Source organism: Coleofasciculus sp. FACHB-712 (assembly GCF_014695635.1).
Taxonomy (GTDB): Bacteria; Cyanobacteriota; Cyanobacteriia; order Cyanobacteriales; family FACHB-T130; genus FACHB-T130.
In genome coordinates this window covers 1-11,901 of sequence record NZ_JACJOQ010000588.1, presented here as the reverse complement: position 1 = coordinate 11,901, position 11,901 = coordinate 1, and the positions used below count along the sequence as shown (strand labels likewise).

The window sequence follows — 11,901 nt, the reverse complement described above, 5'->3', positions numbered from 1 at the left end:
AAGCGATGCAAGATTGTGGTGGACAAGTTTAGGAATCGGGTTGCTCATTATGTTGATGATGTGATGGAAACGGCTTGTGGATTGCACAACTTCCGTCTCAGCTATCGCTAGCTGGTGACACTTAGGGTGAAAGGAATAGAAACATCCCACTTTTCTCTACAACCTCTTATTTCCGATTAAGTTTAATGAATTGTAAGCTATATAGTTTTGCAGCCTTACAAGCTTAATTTATGCTCAGCGGTCAAAAACTTCAAAATAGACTTATGTATTTTAAATTACAGATTTGCTGCAAGTTATATCCCTAGAAAGAAGCTGCGGCAAACGGTATGCAGTTATTTTAGTTATTCAGGACAGCCAATCTGAAACATAAAAAATTTCCTGGGAGTCTTCTATATCTCCTGGGTATTTTTATGCACAAAACAACCATTAATACCTGGACATAAAATCAATGGAAGCTCAAGAAAACGTACCAGCGAATAAACCTAGCGGGCAGTTGGTGATCATCGGGGGTGCAGAAGACAAGGAGGGAGACTGCACAATCCTCCGAGAGTTTGTTCGCCGCGCCGGGGGTACTAAAGCTCGAATTGTCGTCATGACCGTGGCGACAGAGCTGCCCAGAGAAGTGGGAGAGAACTATATCAGAGTGTTTGAGCGGCTGGGAGCCGAAGACGTTCGTATCGTTGATACTGTTGAGCGGGAAGATGCAACTTCAGCCACTTACTTGGAGGCAATTGAGAAAGCCACTGGTGTATTTTTTACCGGCGGAGATCAGGCTCGCATCACCAGCATTCTGAAGGGTACCCAGATCGATGAGGCGATTCACAGACGGTACGCTGAAGGAATCGTGGTGGGAGGCACCAGTGCGGGAGCTGCGATGATGCCAGATGTCATGATCGTTGAAGGCGACTCTGAGACAAATCCACGGGTTGAAGTGGTAGAGATGGGTCCCGGTATGGGCTTCTTGCCAGGAGTGGTCATCGATCAGCATTTCTTACAGCGTGGGCGTCTGGGACGGTTAATTTCTGCCTTGGCACAGCAGCCTGCTGTCTTAGGATTTGGGATTGACGAGAATACAGCGATCGCGGTCAGCGATAACAAGTTTGAAGTAATCGGGGAAGGAGCTGTCACGATTGTCGATGAGTCAGAGCTGACCCATAGCAACATCGGTGACATTTTGAAGGATGAGCCTTTGGCAGTTTGCGGAGCCAAGCTTCATATTCTTCCACACGGATACAAATTTGATCTGAAAACTCGCAAGCCAATTCTTGATTAATTGAAAGTAGGGTGGGCACTTTCCATCCTACTTTTTAAATGCTACCTGTGCCTTTAAAATCTAACTGCCGAGGGATGTCTTTTTTACCCATAAGCTTCTTATACTGGAAGTAGTATAAGAAATTACATATCCTTGTAAAGGAGCTAAAAATGAGCGTAGAAGATAGAGCCAGAGCGGTTGCTAAAAACATAGAAGGCAAGGTGCAAGAGGGGCTTGGTCATGTAACCGGCGACCAAAAAGACCAAGCAGAAGGTCAGATGAAGCAGGATGAAGCTGCTGCTATGCATCTAAAAGAAGACCTCAAAGATAAAGCAAAAGAAATTGTAGATCGAGCTTAGGTTTTGTATCAAATTTTCAAGGGGGAAACTCCACAAATCTTAGAAAACCCATTTTCTTAAAGAAAATGGGTTTTAAAGTTTTTTATTAAAGAAATTTTAGCGATTTGGGCAATGGCGATCGCAAATGGTAGAAAGGCAACGAACCATTCACCATTAAATCCAATAAAAAAGAATTGACTTGACTCTGCCCTTTGATAGCTGAAAAGGTTATGCAATCGAATTAGGCTCAAGTAAGCGAGTCGCCAAGTTAATAAAAAGGGTGTTTAAAAACGGGAGATACTCAATGAGCAGAGAGATAATGACCGATGCAGTCCGTGTCAATGCGAGAAAAACGGATGCATTCGATATCTTTAACTTCAAGCATTACATGGGGCCAAACCCGTATTTGCAGACGGGGGCGCTAATATTCGATTTCGCCCTGACTGAGTCCGCGCAACCTCCGGCGATTAGCGATTATGTATCGATTATTGGCGATCGCTACCCCCATTTGCGCGATGAAACCTACGAATCTTATGCCCAACTGTTCGCTCGAACCGTTTCAGAAGTGGGAAAACTGGACATGGGGCTGCACCTCAAGCACTGGAGTATCAAGCAACTTCCCGCTTGCACGAAGATTGCCGTAGAATCGCTTCATGCACGCACCAGTCGGGCAGTCGTTTACAGTGTTTGGGATTGGTTTGAAGCGATCGCTCAAGGCAAAGATTTTCGGATTGACGATCAGTTCAAGGCAATGCAGGATCAGTTCCGCTACTCCGTCTACGGCGGGCCGACAGTCTATGCACTGTGGCGTACAGCTTATGAAAAAGGAATTCCCGTTTTTTATCTGTGGGACGAAGGACTGGTTCAATATGGCTATGGAAGAAAGCAGATTCGTGGGATAGCAACGACTTTTGACTGCGATAGCCATCTGGATTCGGACTTTACCACTCGCAAAGATGACTGCAAAGCTTTCTTAGGTACCTTGGGATTCCCCGTTCCCAAAGGTGACATCGTCGCTTCACTGGAAGACGCTCGCGCAGCCGCTAGAGAGATTGGCTATCCCGTCGCTGTGAAGCCGGTAGTGGGCCACAAAGGAATTGGGGTAACGGCTGATGTGCAAGATTCAGAAGAACTGAAATATGCCTTTAGCAGGGCAGTCAATGCGATTCCTAAAGAGCAGCCAGTCCGGATCATCGTCGAAAAAAGCTACAAAGGGTCAGATTTTCGAATGCTTTGCGTCAATGGTAGATTCGTCGCCGCGACGGAACGCCGCGCCGCATCAGTCGTGGGTGATGGACACTCGACGATTGCGGAATTGATCGAGCAGGAAAATCGGAAGCCAGACAGGATAGATACACCAACGTCGCCAATGGGCAAGATCCAGTGCGATGAAGCGATGGAAATGTACTTAGAAGAACAGGGATTAGGTCTGGATAGCGTGATTGAAAGCGATCGCACCGTCTATCTTCGCAAAGTTGCCAACCTATCGGCTGGCGGCTTGAGCATCGATAAGACTAGCACTGTTCATCCGGACAACATTATCCTGGCGCAAGATATCGCCCAGCATTTCCGCCTGACTTGCCTCGGTATTGATGTCATCGCCCAAGATTTATCCAAATCTTGGAAGGATGGTGAGTTTGGCATCATCGAAATTAACGCCGCCCCCGGCATCTATATGCATCTTAGACCCGCCGTTGGTGACAGCGTCGATGTGCCTTCCCATATTCTGGAAACCTTCTTTGACTCCGCCGAAAAAGCCAGAATACCTTTCATCACCTTCAACCGGATCTCAGTTCAAGAACTTCAAGAAGTCATTGACGATATCCTGATGCAACACCCCGACTGGACAATTGGCGCAGTTTGTCGGGATGGAGTTTTCGTCAATCGTTCCCAGAAAAACTTGAACAAAGATTACAACAGTAACGTTCAAAACCTGCTCCGGAATCCCCAGCTCGATCTGCTGATTGTCGAGTACACAGAAGACGTACTAGAGGCAGATGGGATGTTCTACTACGGGAGCAATCTTGTAATCTTGGATAATCCTACGGAAACCGAGATGATGCTGGCGAGAGACATTCTCCACGACTCTACTGTCGTGATTAAGGAAGGAGACACTATCTCCATCCGCTCTCATGGCTTGCTTGAACAGTACCAGCTTGGCTCAGCCGAACCTTTTTCGCGGGTTTATCTCAAAGAAATTCCGAAAATCTCACCTGAGTTTGAAGTCAGACACTAAACCTTTTGTACAAGTCTCTGGAAGACACAAGCGGGCAGATCTGTAGCCAAACCTCTCTCCGTATCGGAGAGGGGTTTGAAGATAGTTCCCCTCGCCTGTCGCTTTCTAAGGGGCGATTCTGGCTAGGTCTAAGACTGCTTCGAGCAAAATAAGTCCCTTGAGTTCGCATCTTGCACCGGACGATTGAAAGCGCACCAGCAAGCACGCAAGCAAAACTTGCCAGGAGCAGGTTACAGAACCTTTAATGTTCGCTTAGTTCGCGCTTTTCTGGGCGGAAATGTTTGTCTGGATGCCAAAGTTGCTAATCTAGTACCGTTGCTCAAAAAAACGGCTGAATAATCAGATGGAAAATATTGATTGGATGAATGTTACGGCAGGCGGGATGGCGATCGCAATTTTTATCGGCGGGTTGACCATGATGTTCACGGATCTTTGGACTCGCAAGAAAAAATAATGGAGATCGTCTCCGGGTGAATACTCCGATTATCTATTCGCCCCCCTATTCATCGCACATCCATCGCACATCGCTTTAAGCTTCATCGCGCCTCTATTTCTAAGTTAAAGAAATTTTCTTGCGGAACGTTGGCTTCTGTCAGGTCGGCACCCTTGAGCATCGCCCGACTCAAATCCACATCCGTCAAGTCTGCCCCACTTAGGTTGGCTCCCCTTAAATCCGTTCGCGTCAAGTCTACCCCCCTCAAGTCGGCTTCACTTAAGTTCACCTGCTTCAAGCTAGCTCCCGTCAAGTCTACTCCTCTCAAGTCGGCTCTACTTAGATTGGCTCCCTTCAAGTCGGCTCGCGTTAAGTCTACTCCTCTTAGATCCGCCTCGCTGAAGTTCACCTGCTTCAAAATGGCTCCCGTAAAGTCCGCCCCTCGTAAGTCGGCTCCGCTCAAGTTGGCATCATCCAGCTCAGCCTTCCTCAAGTTAGCTTTGCTTAAGTCTACCCCTCTCAAGTTTGCTCCTCGTAACTTCGCCCCTCGCAGATTGGTCGCCCTTAAATCGGCTCCGCTCAGATTGACTCCGCTCAAATTAACCCCAGGCAGGGATACACCCGCAGCAATCAAGTAAGCTCCAGCTTCACTGGGGTCAAACTCGTAGGGAAATTGAGTCTCTTGCGTGTAGACAGCTTTTTCTAGAATGGTTCCTCTCAGCTTGGCTTTACTCAAATCGGTTCCAACCAGATTGGCACCCGCCAAGTTAACGTTCTCCAAATTTGCGCCGACCAGATTTGCCCTCATCAAATTTGCTGCTTTCAGGTCGGCTGACTTTAAATAAACCCCACTAAGATCGACTTCACTCAGGTTGACGCCGATGAGTAAAGTGCCAGAGGCAATCAAGTAAGCCCCCGCTTCCTGAAGGTTAAAGTCTGGAGGGAATCGAGTCTCTTGATTGTAGACAGCCTTTTGTAGGATAGCCCCCTTTAGCTCGGCTGCGCTCAAGTCCACTCCTACCAGGTTCGCTCCAGCCAAGTTAGCATTTTCCAGATTAGTTCCAACCAGATTCGCCTTTTTCAAGTTGGCTCCGCTCAAGTTGGCTGCTGTTAAATCTGCTCCAATCAGGGTGGTTCCACTCAAGTCTGCTTTCGTCAGGTCTGCCTCGCTCAGATTTGCTAAATTGAGACAGGCTCCACTTAGATTTGACCCATTCAGGTTTGCCTCTGTTAGGTCTGCTTCTATGAGATCTGCATAACTGAGGTTCGCCTCGCTGAGGTTTACCCTTCTTAGGTCTGCTCCCCTCAGCTCCTTCCCTTTAAGAAAAGCTCCCCTGAGTTCAGTTTCTTTCAAGTCTACAATCACGGCGTATGCCCCCTGGGTTTGTGCCCCCTTAGGTATTGGCTATTCAAGTCAGCTCGAATAGGTTTTTCCCCGCTCGGATTTTCTGGAAATGTTTTTAATTGTTTTTTCAGCACTTTAAAAATAACCGCTTTCAACTCTTAAGTTATTATTCCCAGTGCTGAGCAGCTGATTACTCATCATACGCGAAGTACAACTTTTCACTCGCCTGCCGATCGAAGGTAGATGAGCAGCCGCCGAGCGATCGCGGCATACGCTAGCAAAGAAATCGCATGGTAAAGTTTACGAGCGATCGCAACACTCAGTTTTCTGCTTGTCAAATTCCTCCTGTTTCCAATTCACCTAACGCTCAATCGTGACTCCACCCCTTCGAGAATTTCAGGTGGTTAGTCTTGGCTGGCTGACCAATCTTTACGTCTGGGTTGGGTTGAAGTGGATGCACCCCCAACAGCAGCCAGTGTTTCGCTCTATTGACTCTCCAAGGCTGCACCTACGCTCCCGCACGGGCACCTACGGCTTTTGAAGGGGTTCAAGAATTTTGGAGAGTCTTGCAGGTCGTCTGCTTGACCCTAAACTAGCAGTTGTTTCCCGAAAACAGGCTTCATCGCTATTTGATTCGAGTTTAGAGTTCAAATCCCAGACTGTTCTAAGGAGTCTGGGGTTTCATCTTTAAAAATTAGTTGAAAGTGCTATACCTGGGTTGTTGAAGGCGTCACGATTTCCTCAGAAGTATTCACTGCTAACGGTAAAATGACAGTGAAGGTGGAGCCAATGCCTACTTGTGAAACTAGCTCTATTCTTCCTTGTAATAATTTTACCAACCGCGAGACAATCGCTAATCCTAAACCTGTACTTTCCGGAAGGAAAGACTTTTCTTGGGGGATAGAGCGAAAGTAGGGTTCAAATATACGAGCTTGGTCTTCTGGAGGAACGCCGATTCCCGTATCGCTGATAGCGATCGCCCACTCTTTATCTGATAGCGTTTGGCACCTTAATTTAATCGTTCCAGAGTCGGTGTAACGAATCGCGTTACTAAAGAGATTAGTAATAATTTGCTGTAGTCTCAGCGGATCTGTCAGCACCCGATCGGGGGCGCATGTTGGGTGTAGTCCTTCTCGAAGAGCAGCACAGCTATCGGCGCTAGCTGAATCGTAATCAACGATTATCTGTAGCTCCTTGGAATCCGCCAAAGGTTCTACCATTTCCAGGATATTCTGAATTAAAGAGCGTACATCTGTTACAGATGGCTGCAATTTCATTTTCCCCGCTTCATAGCGAGAGATTTCCAACGCATCGTTGATTAATCGAAGTAGCTGTCGTCCATTTCGTAGCACTTTCTCAATGTGTTCTAGATTCGGAAGGTTATCACTCTCCTCCTGCTTCCGTTGTTGTTGGCGCAAAAATAAATCTGAGTAGCCAATAATTGAAGTGAGAGGAGTTTTCAATTCGTGGGCTAGATGAGAAAGGTTATCTTTATTCGCGCGAAGCAAACGAGTTAATTCTTGATTGGTCAATTTTAACTGAGTTTGCAGCTGTTGGAGTTCGTGCAATCGCTCATCCATATAGCTTTTAAAACATTGAGCGATCGCTTCATCCACTACTGTATCAATCAGACGAATGACTCGGATTATCTCAATCGGTGATGAGTCTAGCAACTCTCCCTCTAACGTAGAAACAATTGTCTCCCGTAAAATTCGATATTCGCGGACAATTTCTACTGGATCGTAACCTTGTTCAGCCCGAAGTATACCATGTTCTAAACTTGCATCTACTAACGACTGAACATCACTGTCTTGAAACTTAGAAAGTACAGTCGCTAATGCCTTGAGGACACGGGGGAGGCTGTCGCGCAAACCCTTGTAAGATAATTCTGCTGCGGTCTCAATTCGACTATCAGCACGGACAGCTTCAATCCATTTCTCTACAATCGTGGCAGATTTATCGATCAGTAATTGACTAAAATCCATCATTTTTTGGCGCTATTGACTCGTTTACAAATGCTCTCCATAGCCTAAGATTAGCTTGGGGAGTAGCTAATTTGTTTGTCCTTCTTGTTTTCGCGCCCAAATACTTCGCCTATAAGCTCTTAAAATGTTTTTAATCAAAAGCCACCCTAAGGGTTAAAAACTTCATTTTCAGGCGTTCATTTCTTCATGTACGCGGAGATGATCGCAGGGAATTACTTCTATTAAAGCTAAGTTTTCAGTAGAACTTTTTGTTGGATTAGTATGTATTTCTAGTTGGCAGTCCGGTAAGGCTTTAAACAATAAACGTTGACCAGGGAAAACAATCCGTTCAAAGTTTAAGTCTTGAGTATTATCAAATTTAACAATTTGAATCTTATTTGTGCAATTTGTATAAAAACAAAGGATTTGTTCGGAAGGTTGAGAAACCAAAGAGGAGGATTCTGACATCATATTGGGTGCCTTGAACGATCGATAAAATTGGCTAATTAACAAGATAGATAATATAAACTCCGACTGCTTCAAGTGGCTTCTACCTAAAGATGGGGTTGAAGGAAGGCAAGATGTAGTACAGAATACAAACATCACTAGAATGCCTCAAAAAGTTCGTAAACTATTGTGAATTTGTTGGAGAAGCGATCGCTAGAAAGCTATGTCTTCGGAAAGGTGGACTGTCTTAAAAAGGCGTGCTAAAATTATCGGTTAATCCGAGTAAGTCAGCCTAATTCAGCGTCTTAGCAAGCGATCGCTCTGTATAAGCGCTGGAACGGAGGAACCAATTAATGGGGCGTATCTCTGCCAGGAGTAAGGCAAAAGGTGTAAGGCGGAATAAAAAACTGTTTATTCATCCTTCATCCCTTATCCCTTAGAGAAGAGCATCTCTCAGCTCTAGCCCGTCAGCTAACTTCGTAGGCATTGAGAGGAGACTGAAGAGTCAGCATTTTTCATTTTTTGAAATGTTCTGAACTTGTCAGTGTCCCGGCTGGTACTGCTCTACTTTTTGTACCTGAAGAGTGACTCTGAGGAGCTTCATAATGATATTGCAGCTGAATTTGTCTGCGATTGCAGTTGCTGGACAGGTAGCCTGGAAACGGGCAAAACCCGTTCTGATTCGGGATGTCGTCGTCCTCCCCGCCCTTGGTTTTTTAGGAATTATCGTTTTGTGGTGGATTGTTGCGCTTTTCAAGCATGAATTAATACCCACCCCACCAGAGGCGTTTGTCAAGAATTTAGACTACATTCTGAACCCCTTTTACCGACGGGGTCCTGGCGATCTAGGGATTGGTTGGTTACTACTGGCAAGCCTTCGACGAGTATTGCTGGGATTTTTGTTAGGTGCAGTTGTTGCCATTCCCATTGGATTTTTGATTGGGATGTCCAAGCAAGCAATGATGGCACTCAATCCCATAATTCAGATTTTCAAGCCAGTATCGCCCCTAGCTTGGTTGCCCATTGCTTTAGCAATTTTTAACCTAGCAGATCCGTCAGCAATTTTTGTTATCTTCATTACCTCTTTGTGGCCCACCATTATTAACACTGCTCTCGGTGTTTCTAGCGTTTCCAAAGATTACCTCGATGTGGCAAGGGTGCTAGAAATGCCCCGTTGGCGACGAATTACCAAGATTATTTGGCCTGCGAGTTTGCCTTATGTCTTCACTGGTTTACGGATTAGTTTGGGGATTGCATGGCTGGTCATTGTCGCTGTAGAAATGCTCACAGGCGGCATCGGGATTGGGTTTTTTGTGTGGGATGAATGGAGTCGCTTAAACCTAAGCTCAGTATTTTTGGCAGTGGTAGTGATTGGGCTGACAGGACTACTGCTGGACTACGCCCTAGGCAAAGTTGAAGCTTTGGTTACTCACCGTCGCCCTAGGGCAACCTCTGTCTAATAATTTTCTGTAAACCTCTGTTGAGTAGGGATGATTCTGCTCTAACAGAAATCGCTAGTGTGAGCGAGACTCACGGGCGTCGTGGTAACGCTGACCGCTCAAACGAGTGGGTTGAGAGACGTAGTACCTACGGCGTCAATTTTTTCAGAGAACTCATGAGCAGTAATCGCTCAAACCTAGTGGCTTGAGCTGAGTGGAAATGGATCGCAAGGACGAATTATGAGTGACACCACAAACTGGACGCGACGAAAATTTCTGGAGGGTATGGGTGCCACAGCAGCAGGAATGGCACTATCATCTTGTGCGATTAGCGGCGATCGCTCAGCGAAAGGACTCACTGAAGAATCCGCATCCATCAAACAAGTCGTAGAGCCAGGATCGTTAGAAAAACCCGATCTGATTGTTGGCTACGTGCCAGTGAATGATTGTGCGCCGTTTGCGATCGCTTGGAAAAAAGGATTTTTCCGCAAGTACGGTCTCAACGTCCAACTTAATCGGGAAGCTAGCTGGGCAACCTCTCGTGACGGCGTAATTTTTGGTCGCACTGATGCCGCCCCCGTAGTCTCTGGTGCCGTCACCAACGCCAGAATCGGTGCTGAAGGCGCACGCCATGCCCCTCTCTGCGCCGCCATGACCATTCACCGACACGGTAACGCCATGACGATGAACCGGAAAATGTGGGAAGCAGGTTTGCGTCCCTGGCGGGAGTATAACGGCGATTTAGAAGCCTTTGGAAAGGACTTCCGCAGCTACTTTGACAAGCAGCCGCGAGAACAACGAGTTTGGGCAGTTGTACTCAGTTCTGCCATTTACGAATACTTCGTCCGCTACTTATCCGCCGCCGCCGGAGTCGATCCCCTCAAAGAGTTTCGCGTCATCATCGTTCCCCCACCGCAAATGGTGACGAACGTGCGGATAGGAGCGATGCAAGCCTACATGGTGGCAGAACCTTGGAATACCCGCGCAATTACCGGAAATGAAGGTGTTGGTTTTACCTTCGCTCAAGGCAAAGAAATTTGGTTGGGACACCCAGATCGACTGCTGGGTGTGATGGAATCTTTCATCCAAAAAAATCCCAAAACTTATCGTTCCCTCGTCAAAGCGATGATTGAAGCTTGCCAGTATTGCAGCAAGGTTGAAAACCGCGAAGAAGTGGCAACACTCATTTCCGCGCGTTCCTTTACGGGTGCCAAACCCAAATTTACTCGTCCCGCAATTATTGGCGACTACAATTATGGCGGTTTTGATGGTAAAGCTCGGATTGCGAAAGCCGAGGACAGTACAATCTTCTTCGATCTCCCTGACAACATTCCCAAACGTCCAGGAGAACATTCAACCTTTCTCTGGCAATCTGAAAGTCTCTGGTTAATGACTCAAGCGGCTCGTTGGGGACAAATCAAAGAATTTCCTAAGAATGCAGAAGCACTGGCAAAACAAGCTTGGAGAACCGATCTTTATCGAGAAATTGCCGCAGAAATGGGCATTGAGTGTCCCCAGGAAGATTACAAAGTTGAACCACCGCAAGTATTTATTGATAAGAAAGGTTTTGACCCCAGCGATCCTGTTGGATATGTCAATGGTTTTGAGATTCGGGCAAACCGTCCCGCTCGTTTCTTTCTGTCTTAATTAGCTGCACTGGCTACAGTTCAAGCGGCTCGGCTAAGTTTTACTTTTTGGCAAAAGCCAGCCTCGTTCATACCTTTAAAATTCTCAAGAGTTCGTCCCCAGAAGGAGCATGATATGACTAAATCCACCTCATTCTCAACGGATGCCAATAATCAAAGTGTCAACCGCACTGGATTTCTGGAAATAGAAAATCTTTGCAAGTCTTATCCCACAGCAGATGGAGGTGAATTTGTTGTTCTGGATGGCATTAATCTTAGTGTGAGTGAAGATGAATTTATTTGCGTGATTGGTCACTCTGGCTGCGGCAAATCAACGCTTCTCAAAATGGTTGCCGGGTTAGAAAAACCGACTTCCGGCTCAGTGCAATTAGAAGGTAAAGAAATTCGTAAACCTGGTGCCGAGCGCATGATGGTGTTCCAGCACTATTCACTGCTGCCTTGGTTGACGGTGAAAGAAAATATCCGTCTGGCGGTCGATGAAGTGCTAAAAAATGCTTCTCGTGCTGAAAAAATTAGCATTGTGAACGAACACCTGGCAATGGTGAATTTAACAGCAGCTGCTGACAAATATCCCGATGAAATTTCTGGCGGCATGAAACAACGGGTGGGGATTGCTCGTGCCCTCGCAATTCGCCCCAAAATGTTGTTAATGGATGAACCTTTTGGGGCACTCGACGCCTTAACGAGAGGCAAATTACAGCAGCAGGTACTGCATATTTGGGAACATCAGCGGCAGGCAGTGATGATGATTACCCATGATGTAGATGAAGCGCTGTATATGTCTGACCGAATTATACTGAT

Annotated in this window: 11 protein-coding genes and 1 riboswitch; of the genes, 8 read left to right on the top strand and 3 right to left on the bottom strand. The window is 46.4% G+C overall.

The annotated features are described in order from the left end of the window. The first annotated feature begins 448 nt into the window (after positions 1-448). The 4 genes from H6F50_RS21510 (at position 449) to H6F50_RS21495 (ending at position 4,165) form a co-directional block, all read left to right on the top strand. The gene (locus tag H6F50_RS21510; RefSeq protein ID WP_190415138.1) at positions 449-1,273 is read left to right on the top strand and encodes a cyanophycinase; all 825 of its coding nucleotides are present in this window, start codon (positions 449-451) and stop codon (positions 1,271-1,273) included. Between the two features lie 149 nt (positions 1,274-1,422). Next, positions 1,423-1,611: a CsbD family protein gene (locus H6F50_RS21505; protein WP_190415139.1), complete on the top strand. Its 189-nt coding sequence runs from the start codon at positions 1,423-1,425 to the stop codon at positions 1,609-1,611. Positions 1,612-1,894: 283 nt separating this feature from the next. Next, on the top strand, positions 1,895-3,826 hold the full coding sequence (locus H6F50_RS21500) for an acetate--CoA ligase family protein (protein WP_190430277.1): 1,932 nt from the start codon (positions 1,895-1,897) through the stop codon (positions 3,824-3,826). 183 nt (positions 3,827-4,009) lie between these two features. Next, a complete protein-coding gene (locus H6F50_RS21495) occupies positions 4,010-4,165 on the top strand; it encodes a hypothetical protein (RefSeq protein WP_190430276.1) in 156 nt (51 codons plus the stop codon). A gap of 197 nt (positions 4,166-4,362) precedes the next feature. Here the strand turns inward: H6F50_RS21495 and H6F50_RS21490 are convergent, their stop codons facing one another. Then, positions 4,363-5,625, bottom strand: a complete 1,263-nt coding sequence (locus H6F50_RS21490) for a pentapeptide repeat-containing protein (protein ID WP_347277197.1) — start codon at positions 5,623-5,625, stop codon at positions 4,363-4,365. Positions 5,626-5,977: 352 nt separating this feature from the next. On the opposite strand from H6F50_RS21490, the gene H6F50_RS21485 reads away from it, so the two are divergent. Continuing rightward, positions 5,978-6,145, top strand: coding sequence for a hypothetical protein (locus H6F50_RS21485; RefSeq protein ID WP_190415143.1), 168 nt, complete (start codon positions 5,978-5,980; stop codon positions 6,143-6,145). A 166-nt stretch (positions 6,146-6,311) separates the two neighbouring features. Here H6F50_RS21485 and H6F50_RS21480 read toward each other — a convergent pair whose 3' ends face one another. Both H6F50_RS21480 and H6F50_RS21475 read right to left on the bottom strand, forming a co-directional pair. Next, entirely contained in the window at positions 6,312-7,589 is a 1,278-nt protein-coding gene (locus H6F50_RS21480) for an ATP-binding protein (protein WP_190430278.1), read from the bottom strand. A 168-nt stretch (positions 7,590-7,757) separates the two neighbouring features. After that, complete coding sequence (locus tag H6F50_RS21475; protein ID WP_190430275.1) at positions 7,758-8,039, bottom strand: DUF1830 domain-containing protein; 282 nt, start codon at positions 8,037-8,039, stop codon at positions 7,758-7,760. A gap of 255 nt (positions 8,040-8,294) precedes the next feature. Continuing rightward, positions 8,295-8,516, top strand: a riboswitch (cyclic di-AMP (ydaO/yuaA leader). A gap of 104 nt (positions 8,517-8,620) precedes the next feature. Here H6F50_RS21475 and ntrB point away from each other — a divergent pair. From ntrB to H6F50_RS21460, 3 genes are all read left to right on the top strand, one after another. Continuing rightward, complete coding sequence (gene ntrB / locus H6F50_RS21470) at positions 8,621-9,475, top strand: nitrate ABC transporter permease (RefSeq protein ID WP_190430274.1); 855 nt, start codon at positions 8,621-8,623, stop codon at positions 9,473-9,475. Positions 9,476-9,694: 219 nt separating this feature from the next. Then, on the top strand, positions 9,695-11,101 hold the full coding sequence (locus tag H6F50_RS21465) for an ABC transporter substrate-binding protein (protein WP_190430273.1): 1,407 nt from the start codon (positions 9,695-9,697) through the stop codon (positions 11,099-11,101). A 114-nt stretch (positions 11,102-11,215) separates the two neighbouring features. Continuing rightward, positions 11,216-11,901: ABC transporter ATP-binding protein (locus H6F50_RS21460; RefSeq protein WP_190430272.1), on the top strand; the 686-nt coding region annotated here is incomplete at its 3' end.